The 17,351-nt window shown below is 63.8% G+C and carries 21 protein-coding genes; 10 read left to right on the top strand and 11 right to left on the bottom strand.

Annotation, left to right across the window (positions count from 1 at the left end):
* Window positions 1-30 precede the first annotated feature (30 nt).
* Together JOE46_RS21275 and JOE46_RS21270 are read left to right on the top strand one after the other, a co-directional pair.
* The gene (locus JOE46_RS21275) at window positions 31-384 is read left to right on the top strand and encodes a hypothetical protein (RefSeq protein WP_097211594.1); all 354 of its coding nucleotides are present in this window, start codon (window positions 31-33) and stop codon (window positions 382-384) included.
* A gap of 152 nt (window positions 385-536) precedes the next feature.
* Window positions 537-1,316, top strand: coding sequence for a hypothetical protein (locus tag JOE46_RS21270; RefSeq protein WP_209928375.1), 780 nt, complete (start codon window positions 537-539; stop codon window positions 1,314-1,316).
* Between the two features lie 433 nt (window positions 1,317-1,749).
* On the opposite strand, the gene JOE46_RS21265 is transcribed toward JOE46_RS21270, so the two are convergent.
* The 5 genes from JOE46_RS21265 to JOE46_RS21245 all read right to left on the bottom strand — a co-directional run bounded on the left by JOE46_RS21265 (window position 1,750) and on the right by JOE46_RS21245 (window position 5,816).
* Window positions 1,750-2,313, bottom strand: a complete 564-nt coding sequence (locus JOE46_RS21265; protein ID WP_097211596.1) for a maleylpyruvate isomerase N-terminal domain-containing protein — start codon at window positions 2,311-2,313, stop codon at window positions 1,750-1,752.
* A gap of 44 nt (window positions 2,314-2,357) precedes the next feature.
* Window positions 2,358-3,317 carry a zinc-binding alcohol dehydrogenase family protein gene (locus tag JOE46_RS21260; protein WP_209928373.1) on the bottom strand — a complete coding sequence of 320 codons (960 nt, stop codon included), beginning with the start codon at window positions 3,315-3,317 and terminating at the stop codon, window positions 2,358-2,360.
* Window positions 3,314-3,547 carry a hypothetical protein gene (locus JOE46_RS21255; protein WP_097211598.1) on the bottom strand — a complete coding sequence of 78 codons (234 nt, stop codon included), beginning with the start codon at window positions 3,545-3,547 and terminating at the stop codon, window positions 3,314-3,316. The genes JOE46_RS21260 and JOE46_RS21255 overlap by 4 nt, the downstream gene beginning before the upstream one ends.
* Before the next feature lie 731 nt (window positions 3,548-4,278).
* Entirely contained in the window at window positions 4,279-4,725 is a 447-nt protein-coding gene (locus JOE46_RS21250) for a DUF1579 family protein (protein WP_209928372.1), read from the bottom strand.
* Between the two features lie 761 nt (window positions 4,726-5,486).
* Window positions 5,487-5,816, bottom strand: a complete 330-nt coding sequence (locus tag JOE46_RS21245; protein WP_209928370.1) for a MerR family transcriptional regulator — start codon at window positions 5,814-5,816, stop codon at window positions 5,487-5,489.
* 140 nt (window positions 5,817-5,956) lie between these two features.
* On the opposite strand from JOE46_RS21245, the gene JOE46_RS21240 reads away from it, so the two are divergent.
* Both JOE46_RS21240 and JOE46_RS27155 read left to right on the top strand, forming a co-directional pair.
* Entirely contained in the window at window positions 5,957-6,379 is a 423-nt protein-coding gene (locus tag JOE46_RS21240; protein ID WP_280923632.1) for an Hsp20/alpha crystallin family protein, read from the top strand.
* A gap of 389 nt (window positions 6,380-6,768) precedes the next feature.
* Window positions 6,769-7,200 carry an STAS domain-containing protein gene (locus tag JOE46_RS27155; protein WP_209928369.1) on the top strand — a complete coding sequence of 144 codons (432 nt, stop codon included), beginning with the start codon at window positions 6,769-6,771 and terminating at the stop codon, window positions 7,198-7,200.
* Between the two features lie 574 nt (window positions 7,201-7,774).
* On the opposite strand, the gene JOE46_RS21230 is transcribed toward JOE46_RS27155, so the two are convergent.
* Both JOE46_RS21230 and JOE46_RS21225 read right to left on the bottom strand, forming a co-directional pair.
* Entirely contained in the window at window positions 7,775-8,206 is a 432-nt protein-coding gene (locus tag JOE46_RS21230) for an STAS domain-containing protein (RefSeq protein ID WP_245222196.1), read from the bottom strand.
* 230 nt (window positions 8,207-8,436) lie between these two features.
* Window positions 8,437-8,808 (bottom strand): hypothetical protein, encoded by a 372-nt coding sequence (locus JOE46_RS21225; RefSeq protein ID WP_097211605.1) that lies wholly within the window; start codon window positions 8,806-8,808, stop codon window positions 8,437-8,439.
* A gap of 144 nt (window positions 8,809-8,952) precedes the next feature.
* Here JOE46_RS21225 and JOE46_RS21220 point away from each other — a divergent pair, with 144 nt between their 5' ends.
* Window positions 8,953-9,516 (top strand): hemerythrin domain-containing protein, encoded by a 564-nt coding sequence (locus tag JOE46_RS21220; protein ID WP_097211791.1) that lies wholly within the window; start codon window positions 8,953-8,955, stop codon window positions 9,514-9,516.
* Window positions 9,517-9,673: 157 nt separating this feature from the next.
* Here the strand turns inward: JOE46_RS21220 and JOE46_RS27015 are convergent, their stop codons facing one another.
* Entirely contained in the window at window positions 9,674-10,108 is a 435-nt protein-coding gene (locus JOE46_RS27015; protein WP_306455728.1) for a hypothetical protein, read from the bottom strand.
* Between JOE46_RS27015 and JOE46_RS21210 the strand changes: the two genes are divergently transcribed.
* Entirely contained in the window at window positions 10,101-10,952 is an 852-nt protein-coding gene (locus JOE46_RS21210; protein WP_097211606.1) for an SDR family oxidoreductase, read from the top strand. The genes JOE46_RS27015 and JOE46_RS21210 overlap by 8 nt on opposite strands.
* Before the next feature lie 379 nt (window positions 10,953-11,331).
* Here the strand turns inward: JOE46_RS21210 and JOE46_RS21205 are convergent, their stop codons facing one another.
* On the bottom strand, window positions 11,332-11,574 hold the full coding sequence (locus JOE46_RS21205) for a hypothetical protein (protein ID WP_209928366.1): 243 nt from the start codon (window positions 11,572-11,574) through the stop codon (window positions 11,332-11,334).
* A gap of 333 nt (window positions 11,575-11,907) precedes the next feature.
* On the opposite strand from JOE46_RS21205, the gene JOE46_RS21200 reads away from it, so the two are divergent.
* The 3 genes from JOE46_RS21200 to JOE46_RS21190 all read left to right on the top strand — a co-directional run bounded on the left by JOE46_RS21200 (window position 11,908) and on the right by JOE46_RS21190 (window position 13,598).
* Window positions 11,908-12,330 (top strand): VOC family protein, encoded by a 423-nt coding sequence (locus JOE46_RS21200; RefSeq protein WP_097211607.1) that lies wholly within the window; start codon window positions 11,908-11,910, stop codon window positions 12,328-12,330.
* 137 nt (window positions 12,331-12,467) lie between these two features.
* The gene (locus tag JOE46_RS27010; RefSeq protein WP_307861320.1) at window positions 12,468-12,728 is read left to right on the top strand and encodes a DUF4186 family protein; all 261 of its coding nucleotides are present in this window, start codon (window positions 12,468-12,470) and stop codon (window positions 12,726-12,728) included.
* Window positions 12,729-12,974: 246 nt separating this feature from the next.
* Window positions 12,975-13,598: a DUF4158 domain-containing protein gene (locus tag JOE46_RS21190; RefSeq protein WP_209928364.1), complete on the top strand. Its 624-nt coding sequence runs from the start codon at window positions 12,975-12,977 to the stop codon at window positions 13,596-13,598.
* Between the two features lie 253 nt (window positions 13,599-13,851).
* On the opposite strand, the gene JOE46_RS21185 is transcribed toward JOE46_RS21190, so the two are convergent.
* Window positions 13,852-14,241 (bottom strand): MerR family transcriptional regulator, encoded by a 390-nt coding sequence (locus JOE46_RS21185; protein ID WP_097211609.1) that lies wholly within the window; start codon window positions 14,239-14,241, stop codon window positions 13,852-13,854.
* A 944-nt stretch (window positions 14,242-15,185) separates the two neighbouring features.
* Window positions 15,186-15,485 carry a hypothetical protein gene (locus tag JOE46_RS21180; RefSeq protein ID WP_143548442.1) on the bottom strand — a complete coding sequence of 100 codons (300 nt, stop codon included), beginning with the start codon at window positions 15,483-15,485 and terminating at the stop codon, window positions 15,186-15,188.
* A 992-nt stretch (window positions 15,486-16,477) separates the two neighbouring features.
* On the opposite strand from JOE46_RS21180, the gene JOE46_RS21175 reads away from it, so the two are divergent.
* Window positions 16,478-17,350, top strand: a complete 873-nt coding sequence (locus JOE46_RS21175) for a CPBP family intramembrane glutamic endopeptidase (RefSeq protein WP_209928362.1) — start codon at window positions 16,478-16,480, stop codon at window positions 17,348-17,350.
* The last annotated feature ends 1 nt before the right edge of the window (window position 17,351 follow it).

The raw sequence follows: 17,351 nt of genomic DNA, 5'->3' as shown, positions 1-17,351 counted from the left end.
ACTCGGCAGCCAACAGGGGAGGAAATCGCCATGCGAAACACCATCACAAAAACCATCCAATTCACCACCGTCGCAGCAGGAATCGGCGCGGCCATGACCCTCGGCGCCGGCGCCGCATCCGCACTGACCGTCACACCGATCCCCGGCGGCACCGCCATCGAACTCAACGCAGCCGAAACGGCCGCGCTGGCAAACGCACACATCGCCGGCCCCGTCCTCAACCCGCTCTACCCGAACCTCCGCAGCGTCGACAACGGTCTGAGCTTCGGCGACAGCGTGCAGATCTCCGCCGACCGCGGCGCCGCCGCACACCGCGGCAGTGGAGCCGACGTGTATGGCCCGCTGCACTACCCAAACACGGTCCGGCTCTACCACTACGAGTAAACCGTCGGACCGCCCTGGGACCCTGACGAAGGCCCGCCCCAATCGTCACAGGGCGGGCCAGTCGCACCCGCCAGCCAGGACGAGAACCCGCTCACGAAACCGACCTGGGACCACGCTCCCCAGCAACCGCAACCTCCGGAGGATCGGGTCTGATGACCGAGACCAACGCTGAGTTCAACGCGCGGATGGCCCGCGAACTGTACGAGAAGGAACGCCCCCGCAAGGGCCGCGGTGCGGCGCGGAACCGGATCCTCGCCGGCGCCGCCGAACGCCTCGGCCCGGAGTGGGTGGTCATCGACAAGGGCATCAACGCATCGCTGCTGTGGACGCCGGTGCGGTGGTGGTATTGCGCGATCGGGAACACCGCCGCTCCGAATCGGGAGGAGTTGACGGTCTCGCACTTTCCGCTCCTGGTGCCACTACACCCGGGTTCCTACGTTTTCGATCAGGACGGCTATGCGAGTACGCGGTATTACTTGGGTGATACGGCCGTCTACCCGACCTCGATCAACCTGTTCGACCTTGATGCCGGTGTCGAGATGGTGTGTTGGTGGGCGCTCGGCCCGGCGATGGAGCGATTCACTCTGCACAGCGACCGCCGTATGACTGAGCTGCTCGAGATCACATTTCGCGATCACCTCAAACGCCGGCCTCTTCAGTGGCCGCAGTTGGCGGGGTGGCGGGCCCTCTACGGGACAGGTGACCCTATCGAGGTCATCGAGAAGATGATCGACGTCCTCATCAATCACGGAGGTTTCGAGGAGAATCTGCCGTTCTGGCAGGAGTTCCACGATGTCGCGGCGGTAGGTGACCGGGTGGCGACGGTGCGGTGGCTCGACGGGCAGCGCCGCCGCGTGCTCACCGACCTACTCGGCCTGCCTGACCGCTACGTCGCTGACGTGATCGACACCGACAGCCAACCCCTGACCTGACACGTCACTCGGACGGTTCACCCGACCGTCGCGCGCACGCTGGAACTCATCCAGATTTGTGTGATCAGGAGCCCTCCTTAAGTGTGATTACCGATTGGTTAACCTATCCAATCCGGCTGCAGCGCAGAACGAACCGTCATTGGTGAACACCCCTCCATGGTCCATCCATCATCCATCCACATCCACCATCCATTCCATCCATCTCGCTCGCGGCCCGCGCGCACAGAAGCGCTGGCGCGGATCTCTCTCTCCATCCATCCACCCACTCCACCAGACAGCTCCATCCACATCCGCTCCATCAGGCTCGGGTTCGCCGAGGATCTCGCCCCAGGAGTCGAGAATGCCGCGGGGGAGGTGTCAGTCACGCAGAGGAACCAGGTTCTGCGGAGCGATGCGGGATGCCTGAGTCGGCCGGGGCGCCGGGCCCCGAACGTCACCCACGACCCCACTCGGCGAGCACCTCGGCGGTCAGCCCGCCACCTGCCGAAGTTGTCACATGCCCGAGTACCCCATGTGTGCGGAGCATCGTGCGAACTGCCTTACCACGGTTGAGAAGAAACCGACAAAGTGACGGATCTAGTTCGATACTCGGCTCGGCGACAGAGGCGATGTCCCAGCCATGGAACACCAACTCCTGCACACGCATCACCAGCAGCGTTTGTGCGTCAACGTCCTGGAGCGGATGGTGCAGGACGATGCCCTCGTCGCGGTGGTCGACGAATTCGCGGCGAAGTGCGTCCGCCAGCTTGCGGTGTGCTCCAGCTGGGTCGTCCCCGACATGATCCGCGGTTCGGCTCCAAGCAATCTCGGCGGGATCAACACCGGAAAAGTAATGCGCGTAGCGGATCGCCCCGCCGAGAACGTGGTTGGCGACGTCATGCGTACTCCATCCCGGGCACCGGCTGGGCTGGGCCCCGATCGCGTCCTCGCCGCGGAGCACCCCCGCGAACGTTTCCGTGGCAAGGTCGAGCTTCTCCAGATCGACATCGGAGATCATTTGGTCGCGTCCGTCCTCTCACTATTCTGATGGGATCCGCAGCGCTAGGGGACGAAGACGAATTTGCTTGCAGCCCCGGCGGCCAGTTCGCTATAGGTTTCCACCGCTTGGTCCAGCGGACGGGGGATGATGTCTGCCGGTGCGTCGAGTGCACCGGACTCGAACAATGGCCGCAGGGCGTTGAGTCCGCCTGCACTGGTGATGGTGTCGTGGCGGGCGGAATTGACTCCAATAAGAGTGGCTCCACGTCGATAGAGTTCGAGCACCGGAACGCGCTCGTGACCGTCTGCGGGAGCAGCAATGATCGCCACCCGTCCACCGGCCGCCAACACCGGAATCGCGGCCGGCAGCCAGAATCCGGTCGTGTCGAACACGACCTCGGCACCGTCGTCAAAGTGGTCACGCACCCGCGCGTCCAGCCCGGTATCGAGCACGATCGCCTCGATGGCCCTGGCCCGTAGTTCCTCGGCGTGCTCGGCGCGGCGGACGGCCACCAGGACGCGGGCTTTACGGGCGGCCGCTAGAGCCTGGGCGGCGCTGCCGACCGCACCCATGCCGATCACAACCACTGTCGTCCCAGCGCCGATCCCGCAGCGCTCCACGGCCTCCCATGCAGTCAGGTGCGGCACACCGCTCGCCGCTGCTGCTGCGAATGACAGATTCTCTGGCTTGGCCGCCACCCCGCGTGCCGGCAGCGCGACAAATTCGGCGTGTGAACCGTCCCGGGTGAACCCGAGTTCTCGACCACTTCCCCACACATCGAGACCGAGCAGGTCGGCAGGGCCGGCGACTACGGTGCCGGCGAAGTCACGGCCCGGGGTCCGCGGCACCGTCGTGTATGGGAACTTGCCGAGCACATTCTTGAAATCGCTGGGATTGAGCCCGGCCGCACGGATCTGCACTACGACCTCGCCCTCGCCAACTTGCGGCCGGGAGACGCGGTCGAGATGCAGTGCGTCCAGCGAGCCGATGCTGTCGAACCGCACGGCGATCATGTCCGTCATCGGTGTGCTTCCTTCACTGTCGCGCTTGAGAGTTGCCGACGCGGCACGTCGCCCGTGCGCCGCATAGCGTTGTTCCTCCGTGACGGGCCGCGCGCCATCCATCCATGCCGGCCGCACCGATCGGACCGTGGTTGGGGCACGGCGAAGAAACGATCGATCGCGGTCAGGTGCTCCAGGAACGCCCCGATCGGCTCGACCACACTGAAGTCCTCGTCGAGGACGTCCACCACTCGTCAACACCTTTCGGCGGCAAGGCTGGCTGAGCACTCACCACAACCCCCAACCACTGCACCGACGTTCGGGATGGCTACGTCATCGCGTGCAATGTTGAGTGCCATGAACCCGAACGTAGAACACGTTCCAGCCCACGTCTAGTTAAACGAACCGATTGGTCCTTTTTGTGTCGATTCCCCATCCCGAGCGTTCGGCAGTCACAGTGCACCCCAGCCAGACGGAGCATCCGCACCTATCGAGGCCAAGGAACGACGCAGGAACCGACTCGCCTGCGCTTGGACCAACAGCGCCCCTCCTGGGACACCCGGATAGCACCGCTCGACTGCGAGCAATTGGGGACGCAGCGTCACCGCCCTGGTCCCGTGTCGACTAACCGATGAGGTCCTCGAGCGCCGAGCCAGCGCACTCAGGGCCTGACCACCACCGCCGCTGGGTAGGCGCGTAGACAAGTCGAATCCCGGGCGCGATGCCTGAATGTCCTGTTTGACGAGTCACGCCAACCGACAGCCTGGAACTCATCCAGATTTGTGTGATCTGGAGCCATCCTTAAGTGTGATTACCGACTGGTCAACCTAGTGAATTCGCGTGCAGCCCAGCGCGCTCCGCCATTGGTGAACGCCCTTCCATTCCATCCATCAATCCATCACCCACACCTATCGCTGTCGACTATTAGCGATCGTCAAGTAGGACACCCTTCGAACCCAATGCAATCCGGGTTGGGCGTGCGCTACGCCATAGCGACGAATCGCATGTCCATCCAGTGAATCCAGCTGCCAGTGTCGTCCTGCCGCTCCCATCGCGCCGTCATGGACGACTTGTCCTCGGACGGCCGGAGGGTGCTGCGCATCCCGTCGCCCAGGAACGTCCATGATCGGTCGGCGTTCAGGTTCGCGGTCATCCTCCCGTACGCGCCGGAGCCGTCGAACGCCCGCATGGCGTACGTGTCGGTCGCGGCGTCGTGGTCACCGATGAGCTCAAGGGCCTGCACGTGGTCGTCGCCCATCGTGACGTCAACACGATGGACGATCCATCGCCCGCCGGGCATCCACTCGTACTCGTCGGTGCCGTCGATTATCGCGGCGGGCTCCCCTTGCTCGTCGAACGCAGTGCCCGACGTCCTCCACCGTCCGATGATGGTCTCGAACGAGCGCATGTCGTCTGCTGTGACTGTCATGTAGTTCCCCTCGTAGTCAAGCGCGGTCGCGCACCGCCGACCTCCCGGAACCACCCTCTTCCCGGTCGTCTGGTGGCGGCGACGGCCCCGCCAGTGCGCACGGCGATCGGCGACTCCCTCAGGTAGACCCGCCGGCGCTCGAAAACTCATCGGTCCGGACTCTGCATTCACTCGGCGAGGAGCCTTCCGGTCGCCTGCGCAGAAGACCCGATTCCGCTGTCGCGCACCCTGGACACCGCGGACAATCGCTTACGACCCAGCCGTTTGTGTGCGCTAACGCCTCCGCCGTGGATCTGTCCGGCGCGGTGGTGCTGTACCCGAGATCGCAGCGGACGCAGCGAATGCTCCATCGACGGGAAGCTGCATCGTCAGATCGAAGCACTGCGATTGCCCTTCATCACGGCCTGCCACCACTCGTTGAGGGGGCTTGGATCCGGCCAATGGACCGGATCCTCAGCGGGGGGAACGGGGTCGCGGCTACGCATAGTCGACTCGCCGGCCCGGGGCTTCGTGTGATCATCTTCGCGGCGCACAGCTCTGCACCTCCCTGACGCCTGTGCGCCCGCCCAGTGCGAACGCGACTCACTGTGCACTTTCAAGCTAGCACCGGACGTCGCTAGGTTCCAGACTTCACTACCTTTTTCCTATGCCATACCGCATAGAAAAGTTGCTCTACTCATCAGAAGAGGAAGAATCGCTGGGAACCGCGAGAGGCACGGGTCGGACACCGCATTGATGGGCAGCTCGGCAGGCAGACCGCCCTAACGGACCTGCTGCCGAGGGGAAGTGGCCTCGCGCCCAGCACGCAGGTCCGCATTCTCGGACTCAAGGCGCAGATTGTCCGCCTCGAGCGACAGAATCCGCGCTACACCTGCGAGGTTCACGCCAGCGCCAACGAGCTCGACGACCCTCTGCAGGATTGCCAGATCGTCGTCGCTGTAACGCCGGGTTCCGCCTTCCGTCCTGGCTGGGGTGAGCAGGCCTCGCTGTTCATACAGGCGCAATGTCTGCGGGTCGATGCCCGACAACTCGGAAGCGACCGAGATGCCGTAGACACCCAACCGGGAGCGCGGGGTGGACTCGTTCACCATCCGCGGCCCTCCATCTTTTGATCCTCTTGCACCAGGTCAGCCATAGTGCCATCATAATCTATGGCGGGAACATGAGGTTACCTTCCCGCGTTGATACGGGTATCAACTGTTCATCTGTATGAAGTTGCCTGGAGGTGACGATGATGTTGATGCGTACTGATCCGTTCCGTGACTTCGACCGCCTCGCCCAGCAGGTCTTCGGGACGGTGGCGCGTCCGGCTGTGATGCCTCTGGATGCGTGGCGCGACGGTGACAAGTTCATTGCCGAATTCGATCTTCCCGGGGTGAAGGCCGACTCGATCGATCTCGATGTCGAGCAGAACGTGCTGACCGTTCACGCAGAACGCCCGGAGTTGAGCACGGATTGTGAACTGGTCTCCGCCGAGCGGCCACGTGGGGTGTTCAGCCGGCAACTGTTCCTCGGCGAAACCCTCGATACCGCCGGCATCGAGGCAAGCTATGAGGACGGGGTCCTGAGATTGTCCATTCCTGTCGCGGAGAAGGCGAAACCACGCAGGATTGAGATCGCGGGCAAACGGGAGCAAAAGGTGATCGACGCCTGACTCAACGTTCTGGCCCGGTCGCAGTCGATGGCGGACCTGGTTCGCCGTCCAATCCCGTGCCTGGGTACCACCCGCAACGCTCGGGACATGGGAAATATGGCCTCACTGCCGACATCGTTCCTGTCGGCACTGAGGCCACACTCTCGGGGCATGGCAGGGCGAGTTCGCGCTTGAATGTTCGATGCTTGACACCCACCCCAGCGGTCTTGAAAAAGGGTTTCACCAGGCGAAACACTCTTCAGATCCGCCATGCTTCTTGGTGAGCATGAACCCGGTAGAGAACACAGCCAAGCCGAAGCGCTGAGGGCGGCAAGTCCACGCCATTCTTCTCACCAGGGTCAATCCGGTTTCCTTCGAGCGACGACGTCCTCAAGACCGGAGGCCGTGACATGAAGATTCACATTCATCACTACAGCCGCTTGGACGACTGCCTGCGCGCAGGGCGGGATCGCCGCGGTGGGCCCGGGTCGACGGTCGTCGACATCAGAGGGGAAATCGACTACGCATCCGCCGAAACTCTGCGATCAGCCCTCGACGCCGGCATCGATTCAGCGGTCATGAGCCTGATAGTCGATCTGACTCACTCAACATTTCTAGGAGTCTCTGGCGCACAGGCACTGGCCCGCGCAAATATCCATGCGTCCGCCAATGGTCTACAGCTACTCCTCGTAGCGCCACCACAGTGTGTGGAACGAGCCCTTGAAGTGACCGGCCTGACGGACCAATTCCAAATCTTCCCCTCGCTCCAGAGGGCGGTGGATGAGAACCGACGGTTGCGGGCCGAGAAGGAATCAAGCGATACGCGAACACGCGCAGGATGATCGACGAGGCAGACGATGCGGACGGGTTCGACCATCAACGGCGGAGAGTGAGCGCAGACGATCCCCGCATCTATCCAGGACCGAACGTACTGCGCAACACGCAAGTTCGACCTCCGTAAGAGCGTGCGACTGGAACGTGTCCCAGTCTCCAGAGCCTGGTCGCCTCGCTCGGCTGCCGTCGCGCCAATTGAGGGAAAGCAGACTTCGCGCCACCGGCTGAAATGACTACGACACTCGGCGATCTCGTCAAGCTATCGAGGTAGCGCGCATTCCCTGGGCGGCCCCCACCAGCGCGGGCAGCAGCTTGATGGGGGCCGCGCCCGCGGGAGTGTGCGTTGCGGACGCACCGACCGTATCGAACATAAGGCCGCGTGAGGAGGGAAATCTACACCTCCGTCACTGGCCGGATCCTGACGGTCGATCGATACAGCGGGGCCGCCTCGGACTTGGCTGAAGGAACTGATCCACGGCCTGCGCAAGGACAGAGACCGTCGGCAGCCGACAGTTGCCTCCGACGGTCCCTGTTCGGCGTGCTGAATCCACGCAGCGGCACGAGCACGCCGAACCCCCACCACTAGCAATTTACCCCCGCAGCGCTGCAATGGATCTGGGTCGGCACCACCAGAGAAAGGGACCACCGATAGCGGCTTTCGCATGCTTCGAATGCGCGTTTCGGCGAGGTGAAGCAGTGGAACTGCTTGTCAGCGCCCGTGACGGAGAGGGCGCGCTCCACGCAGTGGGGACCGCCGACCAGGACGACGTCCACCCCCGCGCACCCGGCACGCCAATGCACCCGGGTGAGAGCTTCGATGGCCGATACCGCCAGGAAGGTAACTCTGGAGAGGTCCACGACGAGGCCGTATTCGGCGGCGTTGGCTCCTGCGTCGAGCCGCCTTTCGAGGTCGGGCAAGGTATGCACGTCCACCTCCCCCGATACCTCGATGGCGCCAATTCCGACGCTGGGTACACCTGCGGGGATTCGGCCAATTCCGGGGCCGTCTGGCATCGGCCGGCGGGTGAGTATGGGTGAAATCGACACAGCAGGCCTCCTGGTTCTTGCTGCACCTCCCGGGTCGAGTGCGCCACGCCAGGAAGCAGATGCTGATTGCTCACGGGCTCACGGGCTCACGTGAGAGGCAAGCGGGGGCGGCTGTGGACTCAACCAACTAGGGTCTACCACCCTCGTCGCGCGCTGTACAGGCCCCTTTTCGGCTCGATGCACCCGGGCCCCTTGGGCTATCGCCCGGCGGGACTCTGCGAGACGTGTTCGCTCAGGCGGCGCAGAAATCTCTCGCGATGCCCGTGCAGCAGTTCCGCCTCGGCCGCGTGCACGGCCTCTTCGTGCTGCTCGACCCTGCGCAGTTCGAGTGCGCGAGTCACGCGCGCCGGGGCCGTCTCCTCATGCAGTCGACAGGCGCGAGCTGCGGCCGACTCGTCACGCAGCAAATGAGCGGCCACGCGATCGCAGTCGATGAGGATTCGCTCGTATCCCAGGCGCAGCGCCGACTCTTCGGGGAGACGCACGACAGCGACATCCTCGATCAGCTGGAGCGGTAGGCGTACGAGCCTGTAGTTGAATCGGGCCATCGCCAAGGGCAGGCCGAACACGGCTCGATCGTACCGACCGCGTCGTGCTGAGGGCTGTGGACAGCCGTTGTGGAATTCGCTGTGTGTTTCCTGGGTGAGTTTCGTGCCCAGGCCCCGCGGGTAGGCCAGGTGTGGCAAATGACCGCGACACGGAAGGCCGAGCCGATGCCCACGACACAAATCCGATCGACCGAAGATGTGGTCCAGTTCCTGGTTGGCCAGCACCAACAGATCAAGACCCTGTTCCGCGAGGTCCTCGCCCAGTCTGGCCAAGCCCGAGAGGAAGCATTCTTCGAGCTCCGACGACTGCTCGCGATCCACGAGGCTGCTGAGGAAGAGGTCGTTCATCCCCGCGCCCGACGCGACCTCGACAACGGAGAGCCACTCATCGAGGAGCGGCTCGAAGAGGAACACGAAGCCAAGGTGGCGCTGTCCGAGCTCGAGGAGCTCGATGTCGACTCGGACGAGTTCACCGCGAAGATCAGGGAGCTACAGTCCGCGGTCCTCGAGCACGCCGAGCATGAGGAGAACGAGGAGTTCGATCGGCTGCGCAAGGCCCTGACCGACGAAGAGCTCGCCCGCATGACCAACTCGGTCAAATTGGCCGAAGCGATCGCACCCACACGCCCGCATCCAGGAGTCGAGTCAAAGGCAGAGAACATTCTCGTCGGACCATTCGCGGCCATGCTCGATCGGGCGCGTGACGTGATCGACGGACGTCGTACCTGAGCCGGGCCCCTGCGTGACTTGGCGGGCGACGACTTAGCTCAAGTTCCCCCACTCCGGTCGCTGTCGCTGTCGACGGCTCAGTCGATCGATCGCGATCGGCGCGCGGCTATGTGGTTGTCCCGCTGTTGTCACGCAGCTTCCGAAGGACCTGGTCGACTCAGCCTCGGGTGAGCGGATCATGAGGCGCTGACCTGATCCGCCGATGTTCGAGGACTACCAGGGCGACGCCGGCAACAAACAAGCTCAGGCCAGTGACACCGCTGATCCATGCCCAACCCTCGAACCCGTATCCGGCCGCCACCAGGCACAGCGCCATCAGCACCACGCCTGCCGCGACCACCGCGTAGCCGACCCAGCTGCGCGTGTCGATCACCGCTTCGCCGGCGTGCGGTCGAGCGGTCCTGGCGTCATCTCGAATGTCATCCCTGTCCTCGTTCACCGTGACTCCCTTCGCGTTCCTACCGTTGGATACCCCGGTCGCATACGCATACGCATACGGCGGGCAGAAGGGTTCGCGTTTCGCCTTCGTGCAGTCGGGTAGCCCGGTGTCGATGAAACCAAGTTCTGCCGCGGAGGCCACGACGATGAGCACCGAGCACACCCCCCACACCATCGACTATCCGGGCGAGACGGAGGAGATGGCCGAGGAACCGCACGACGAGATGCGCCGATACCGGGGTCGTGGCTTGCTCGAGGGCAAGAAGGCACTGATCACCGGCGGCGATTCCGGCATCGGCCGCGCGGTGGCGGTCGCGTTCGCCAAGGAAGGTGCCGATGTCGCCATCGCCTACCTCGAGGAGGAGCGGGATGCGGAACACACCACCGCCCTGGTGGCCGCCGAGGGACGCACCTGCGCCAGATTCAGAGGCGATCTAGCGGAACCGGCACACTGCCGCGCCGTGGTCGAACACACCGTTGACGAACTGGGCGCGCTGGACATCCTGGTCAACAATGTCGCCTACCAGAACCCGGTCGAGGACCTCGCCGAACTGTCCGACGAACAGTGGCGACGCACCTTCGCCGTGAACATCGACAGCTACTTCCATGTCACCAAAGCCGCACTGAACCATCTGCCAGATGGAGGATCGATCATCAACACCAGCTCGATCAACGGCCTACGCGGGAACCGGACCCTGATCGACTACTCCGCGACGAAGGGTGCGGTCATCGCACTCACCTACGCGCTGGCCCAGGCACTCCTCGATCGCGGTATCCGGGTCAACTGCGTGGCACCCGGACCGGTCTGGACCCCGCTCATCCCGGCTACGATGAGCGCCGACAAGGTCGCCGGGTTCGGTAGCCAGGCACCCTTCGGTCGAGCCGCGCAGCCGGACGAGATCGCCCCCTCTTATGTCTTCTTCGCCTCCTGCCTTTTGTCCTCGTACTACTCCGGTGAGGTGCTCGCCCCGATCGGCGGCGAAACGCTACCTGGGTGACCAGACACACGAAACCCGCGGAGCGAACACAGTTGAGCAGCGCGTCGCGCCACCAGAGAACCTCAGGAAACCAGCACCGAGCTACGGGAATTGCGCGAGCGGCTCGTAGCACCGAATGCGGGAAATCCTCGCCGACGATGGTGCGAGCACGTCTAGTCCGCGGCCCTACGCCAAACTTCTCTACCGTCCACCGGTGTCCGGTTTGACGATCGTTGGGCAGGACAGTTTTGTGCCTGCATGCGTCTTGGCAGCTGTCGTCGGCCGCTCTCGGCGTGAAACGCGCACAAGGGCATTCAGCTCCCCTTGCCGCGCAGTATTGAAATTGAACCCTTGGTTGGCACATCACCCCATGACGACGAGGAACCCGACGATATGTCGGTCAGTCTTCGAGTTCGTCGATGTTGTACTTGATGGCTGCGTCGCTGATCAGCAAGCCGAGCCCGAGGGCCGCGCTGCCGAGGGCGAGTCCGATGGTGAGGGCGAGTCCGATGGTGAGGGCCAAGCCCACACCCAGACCCAGCGCGAGGGCGGTGCTGCCCAGACCTAGAAATAGGCCGAGCATGATCTCTTCCAATTCAGTGGATTTGTTCCCGACATCGCCGGGAAATCCTGACATATCCATTCTCGTCCGGTAGCACCCGCAACAGAAGAACCCAGGGGTACGGAAAAACGGATGCTGGGGCGGCCATGCGTCTCCGGCGCTGGAGGCCCAGAAGGCCAGGACAGGCAGGCTCCGAGATCAGGGTTCGCAATAATCGACTGCGAGTGGCGCGAGTTCGGAATGAGGCGTCCACTGTCCACGCTGGTGCAGTAGTAGCACCAGGGAGACCAGCCGGTCGGCGCGCATAAACAAAAGACTTACCAGTAATCACGACAGGAGGTGTCGTGATTCGTTGAGACCTTGATTCTGCGCCCATCGGACAGCCCGATGGTCACTTCACGAAGGAGCGTCCAAGTGGGGTCTCAGGTCAATCCGTGCATCACGTTCAACGGCAACGCGCGGCAGGCAATGGAGTTCTATCGGCAGGTTTTCGGCGGCGAGCTGGAGATAGGAACCGTCGCGGACTTCGGCTTACCGGACGCACCCAACGCCGACAAGATCATGCACTCTCGTCTAGACACTTCGGCCGGCTACACGCTGATGGCATGGGATTTCCCCGACGACCGGCCAGGCCATCCGCCCTATCGTCCAGGGAACAACGTCGCGGTCTTCCTCGGCGGCGACGACGGCGAACTCCGCGACTACTTCCAGAAGCTGTCCGTCGGCGGCACCGTCACCCTGCCGCTGGAAATGCAGGTCTGGGGCGACGAGGCGGGCTCGCTCGTGGACCAGTTCGGGATCAGCTGGATGTTCAACATCACCGCCCAGCACAACTGAAACACGACGGAGTCGCCCGTGTTGATCGAAGAGTTGAACGCCAAGCTGGAACGGATCGGACAGCACCCCTTCCGCGCGAAGTTCCAGCTGCGCGGCCGGGACCGCGCAATGGTCGAACACCGCGGATTTGCGACTGTGTGCGCGGGCACACAGACGAACTGATCCGTGACCGGCTTGCCCCCGCCCAACCACACAACGACGGCCGGCAAACGCCCTACTGCGGCCATCCCGTCTTCGTCGCTCAACACGCGACCGCGACCTGCTGCCGCATCTGCCTGCAGCATTGGCACGCAATCCCAGCCGGCCGTGCGCTCAGCGACACCGAACGCAGCCATGTCGTGGAGGTGATCTGCTTCTGGATCGCGAAGCAGTGCGACCCAGGGCACCCTCCACCGTGACCACGCGGTTGCTGTCAACCTGCCGCGTGGATCACTGCCTCGCTGCGGCACGCCATCGGCGGCCAGCCACCGGCCGCCATGCCCAACCGTGGCGTCACCAACGTCATGGCCTCATACATCTACCAGCACCGACCATCAAAACGCCGTTGCAGTATTAGCGGAGGTTTGGGCTTGAGGCCGGGCTATGGTGCCGGATCTACGCAACGGTGAGCGGTGTTGCGGTGTAGGTGATTTCATGGCGCCGTGATGGATGGGGGCTACGGCCGGGTCGGTTCGTATTCACGTGTGGAGATGGAGCGGTTCTTCCACCCGGACGTTGAGGACCGGCGGCTGATCGCGGCCCGTCGCCGCGATTACAACCGGCTCGGCTACGCCGTGCAGATGATCACGGTCTGTCATTTGGGCATGTTCCTGACCTACCCGCTGGATGTGCCGCCGGAGTTGGTGGAGTACCCGGCCGAGCAGTTGGGCATCGACGACCCGGCATGTCTGAAGGACTACGCAGATCGGCGAATGACCCGGTTCGAGCATCAGGCCGAGATCACGCAGGAGTACCACTTGGCCGCGTTCGCGGACGTGGAGGCGGAGCTGGCGGCGTGGATCGCGGACCAGGCGTGGATGACCGGCGACGGGCCGAAGGTGATCTTCGAGGGCGCGGTGGCGTGGCTGCGGGCATGCCAAACCTGCTGCCCGGCATCACGGGGTTGGAGAGGCTGGTCGCCGCGGGCCGTGAGGTCGCTGACAAGCGCCTGTGGAATCAACTCGCGGGCAGGTTGGACCCGGCCGGGTCGGCGTCGCTGCTCGCCCTGCAAACCGCTCAACCCCACGAGTCAACCTGAGTGGGGGCAGTCCGACCGCTACCGCAGATAGTTTCCCGAGTCGTCCCCGCGGGTCAGGTGAATCGCGCCAGGACGACTCAGAGGTTACCGCACATAGTGAGCTGCTATGTGCGGTAACTCCTTTCGGGCCCATTGTTCCTGCACTGCCGTCCGAGTGAAGTCGACGGGGGCGGACCTCTAGCGAGAGCCTCCTCCGCGCGACCGACAGGTATCGGTTCGATAACTAGGGAATGGGACTGCTCCCCGAGCTCCGCGTCGTGAGTCCATGGCGCTATACAGCCGGGTCAGTCGGTGGTGGCTTCAGTGTTCGTGGCCTGGTCTGGGTGCTGCTGTGCCTGGCGGAATTCGGTATTGATCCGTTGGGCTTCGGTGAGTTGGTCTTCGAGGATGATGATGCGGCAGGCGGCGTCGAGTGCGGTGCCCTGGTCTATTAGTTCGCGGGCGCGGGCGGCGACGCGTAGTTGATATCGGGAGTAGCGTCGGTGGCCGCCTTCGGATCGCACCGGGGTGACCAAGTTCGCGGTGTCGAGGCTGCGGAGAAAGGCTTGTGTGACGCCCAGGAGTTCGGCGGCGCGTCCCATGCTGTACGCCGGGAAGTCCTCGTCGTCGATTCTGTCTCCCGGGCCGCGGTCGTTCGGTTTCGCCGGAATGTTCGTGGCACCTTTCGTATGCACGGACGGGGGCCCCGGCGCCTGTGCGGCGCCGGGGCCCGAGGGGATTCACTTGAACAGACCAGCCATTCGGCCGGCTTCCTTACTGGTTCCCCGCCTCGGCGGACGGGACGCGATCGTGTAACAGCTGACCGTGCACCACCTCCTAGTCGGGACTTTTCAATGTTCCTGCGCGGCGATCTTGCAACCGCCCAGGTGCGACGCCTGCGTGCGTCGCATTTCCTGCAACTTCCTGTTCCGCTCTACCAGGCTCATCTGACTGCCCGGTAGAGCGGCGGGACGCGTCGAGTCTTCCGAAACACACTCAACACATCTTCTCGACGCGTCCCGCCCTACTTACCGGTCTTCCTTCATGCGGGCAGTTCGTCCTCTGCCACGCCCCTTGGATCCGTCTCTCATCTACGGCTGGAAGATTACAACGGCGACATTCGATTGTCTACAGTCGCCACTACAGAATCTTCGTGAGCGCGGTCACTCACTCGAACCTGCAGTTCAGAGCGCTTGAAGCGGGTCTCGTGGCGGCGCGCGCGCCATCCGAGAGTGAGCTGTGCGCGCCCGGCCTCCCGATTTCCCGCTGGTGAACCCCGCACTGACAGAATGGAACCCATGCCACTACCCCTAGACGCAGCGTTCAGACGCCGCGTATATGCGGATCGACAGCGCGTGAAAGACGACAGGGAACGGGTGCCCGGAACAAATCGACGGTGGCCGGACGGTGGTGGGGCTGTGCAAGGGCGGGTGATCCCGCTCAGCCATGCCACCGCGATGAAATCCGCGCGCGCAGAACTCGCCACCCACGCGCGCAGCATCGAGAACCTTCACGGGGCAATTCATCCCTGAAATATTCTGCACTACAGAGGTTTCGGCGACGGTTCATGGCTAAAAACGTGACTGCTGCCGAGCAGCCTCTGTGTGGACACGAGATTCAGCCCCGACGGGTCTGCCGGTTACCGATGCTTGGCGAGGAATGGGCGGTGCACGACAACATCGTCTGCTGGCGCGAAGGTGATGGCGTCGATGCCCGGTTCGGCGAAGGTGACGCGGACTTCCGGATTGTGGGGTTCATTGTCTTGCCGACGCTCAACAGTTGTTTCGACCAGGTAGCTGCGGCGATATGTCCGCCCGGATTGTTCGCTGGTGTCCACCTCGACGAGGATCGGCCCTTCGCTGGCGAAATCTGGCAGGTCCGCCGCTTTGATAGAGACAGTCAGGATGCTGGTTGGCGCCTGTTGGGTAGCAGAAGACATGGCGGCCGTCGTTCCTTCACTCGGGTCTGACGCGCATCACTATCGGTGGCTTCCCGCTAATCCTACGCGTGGATGGTGCGGACCGATCTGGACTCCTCGTCTGTGCCTCGCGGCGTTACGTGGCGGTGTTCTCGCGTCACTTCTTGGCGTTTCCGAGGGGATGACTGCCGCCGCGGCTCTTCCCAATCCGCCGCGCACGGGTTCGCGGGTCCTGCATGACGATCGGCTACCAGTACGCCCTCAGGCTTGCGCGAAGCCGATTGGGCGCCCACCCAAGTTGGGCGTAACGCTCGGTATGTTTTGGGCGATTCTCCCGATATGAACAAGATGAGAGCAGCAACGCTCGTTGCGACAGTAGGGGTGCTCGGTCTTCTCGGGGGCGGGGTCGCAAATGCATCACCGGGTGGCTACGACCCGTACGCCGGCCTTCCGCTCGAGGTCCGAAATTGGCTGCAGCCGACTGTTGCCGCTGTGATGCACTTCTTCGGCATCGGGTAGCCAACCTCTTCAAACTGATCAGCCCCGGCCGAGATCCTCGGCCGGGGCTGATCTCGTCGTCCTCCATCGATAGGCGGACCCTATCGCTGTCGGCTGTCCTGCAAGGCGATCGCCAAGTCGGACGGCCATCTCGAATTGGCGTAGCAAATCCGAGATGGATCAGACGCCGGCGCAGGCGTCCCGGTAACCCGTCCTGCATCTCAGTCCGGGAAGGCTGGCCTATCCCGGACTCGAGCCCACCCAACGGTCAAAAGACTGGAACTTCTCCAGATTTGTGTGATCCGGGGCCATTCTTAAGTGTGATTACTGACCTGTAGACCTGCCCAATCTGCATGCAGCCCAGAACGCTCTGCCATGGTGAACACCCCTCCATCCACCCACCTCTGGCCTGCCGCGGTTGCAGCGACGCATCGCGTCGTAGGTAGCGTGCACGCCACCCCGAGACGGTCGCGTGGGCTACAGCCTTTCCGTTCACCATGTCGTGAAGTGGAGGCATGACCACTGCTTCGACCTTTCGGCCATCTGCAACCGTCCTCGATTCGTCCGTGCGCGCACGTGGAGTTCTCTGGTTCCTCGTTCTCGCGTTCGGGGCTTCCTGGGTTCCGTGGGCAATCGTGTGGGCCGCCGGCTACTCGCTCGACGACCCAGTCGTCCAACTTCTCACCGCCGCGTTCGTGCCCGCCGTCGCCGCGATCGTCACGCGCCGGTGGATCACCCGCGAAGGGTTCTCCGATGCGGGGCTGAGGCCCCGACTGCGTGGGGCGTGGTCGTCGTACCTGATCGCCGCGCTGCTTCCGGTAGCGGTTCTCGCGACCGCGTTGGCAGCGGCCGCGGTGGCGGGCGTGTGGGACGTCGCGGCGTGGAACTTCGGGCGGGACGACCTGACCTTCGTGGCGATCGCGGTGGTGGTCCCAATTGTGGCTGCGCCCGTGTTCTGGGGAGAGGAGTTCGGCTGGACCGCTTACCTGCGGGATCGTCTCGTTCCGGGCAGGCCGTTCGCAACGACGGTCGCGACCGGCCTGATCTGGGGTGTGTGGCACTGGCCTCTGCCCTGGGTGGGGTACTTCGGCGCCGGCGGTACCGCCACCGACGCGGTCGTGGCGATGCTGATGTGGCTTCCGTTGTCGGTGCTGCTGGAATTCGTGATCGGTTGGCTGTGGAGTCGTAGTGGGTCCGTGTGGCCGCCCGCAATCCTGCACGGCGGCAGCAACCTCGTCGTGGCCGTCGGTCTCGAGCGTTTCGTGGATCCCGGCGCCAACGCGAGTGCCGTTACGCTTCTCATGTGCGCCGCCTACGTTCCCGTCGTCCTCCTCATCGTCGGGACGACGAGGGTACGTCGGCGCGCGGCGATCGGGGCCGAGCAGTGAG

The organism is Rhodococcus sp. PvR099, from assembly GCF_017833315.1.
Classification (GTDB): Bacteria; Actinomycetota; Actinomycetes; order Mycobacteriales; family Mycobacteriaceae; genus Rhodococcus_G; species Rhodococcus_G oryzae.
The sequence above is the reverse complement of the archived record's forward strand: the minus strand, read 5'-3'. Positions and strand labels throughout refer to the sequence as shown.

Excerpts from the sequence above, each read along its gene's own strand:
- JOE46_RS21180 (WP_143548442.1), bottom strand. The coding sequence starts at position 15,485 with ATGTCTTCTGCTACCCAACAGGCGCCAACCAGCATCCTGACTGTCTCT.
- JOE46_RS21190 (WP_209928364.1), top strand. The coding sequence starts at position 12,975 with ATGGATGGGGGCTACGGCCGGGTCGGTTCGTATTCACGTGTGGAGATG.
- JOE46_RS21265 (WP_097211596.1), bottom strand. The coding sequence starts at position 2,313 with ATGATCTCCGATGTCGATCTGGAGAAGCTCGACCTTGCCACGGAAACG.
- JOE46_RS21250 (WP_209928372.1), bottom strand. The coding sequence starts at position 4,725 with ATGACAGTCACAGCAGACGACATGCGCTCGTTCGAGACCATCATCGGA.
- JOE46_RS21275 (WP_097211594.1), top strand. The coding sequence starts at position 31 with ATGCGAAACACCATCACAAAAACCATCCAATTCACCACCGTCGCAGCA.
- JOE46_RS21175 (WP_209928362.1), top strand. The coding sequence starts at position 16,478 with ATGACCACTGCTTCGACCTTTCGGCCATCTGCAACCGTCCTCGATTCG.
- JOE46_RS21205 (WP_209928366.1), bottom strand. The coding sequence starts at position 11,574 with ATGGATATGTCAGGATTTCCCGGCGATGTCGGGAACAAATCCACTGAA.
- JOE46_RS21230 (WP_245222196.1), bottom strand. The coding sequence starts at position 8,206 with ATGCCAGACGGCCCCGGAATTGGCCGAATCCCCGCAGGTGTACCCAGC.
- JOE46_RS21210 (WP_097211606.1), top strand. The coding sequence starts at position 10,101 with ATGAGCACCGAGCACACCCCCCACACCATCGACTATCCGGGCGAGACG.
- JOE46_RS21220 (WP_097211791.1), top strand. The coding sequence starts at position 8,953 with ATGCCCACGACACAAATCCGATCGACCGAAGATGTGGTCCAGTTCCTG.
- JOE46_RS21270 (WP_209928375.1), top strand. The coding sequence starts at position 537 with ATGACCGAGACCAACGCTGAGTTCAACGCGCGGATGGCCCGCGAACTG.
- JOE46_RS21260 (WP_209928373.1), bottom strand. The coding sequence starts at position 3,317 with ATGACGGACATGATCGCCGTGCGGTTCGACAGCATCGGCTCGCTGGAC.
- JOE46_RS21245 (WP_209928370.1), bottom strand. The coding sequence starts at position 5,816 with ATGGTGAACGAGTCCACCCCGCGCTCCCGGTTGGGTGTCTACGGCATC.
- JOE46_RS27155 (WP_209928369.1), top strand. The coding sequence starts at position 6,769 with ATGAAGATTCACATTCATCACTACAGCCGCTTGGACGACTGCCTGCGC.
- JOE46_RS21240 (WP_280923632.1), top strand. The coding sequence starts at position 5,957 with ATGATGTTGATGCGTACTGATCCGTTCCGTGACTTCGACCGCCTCGCC.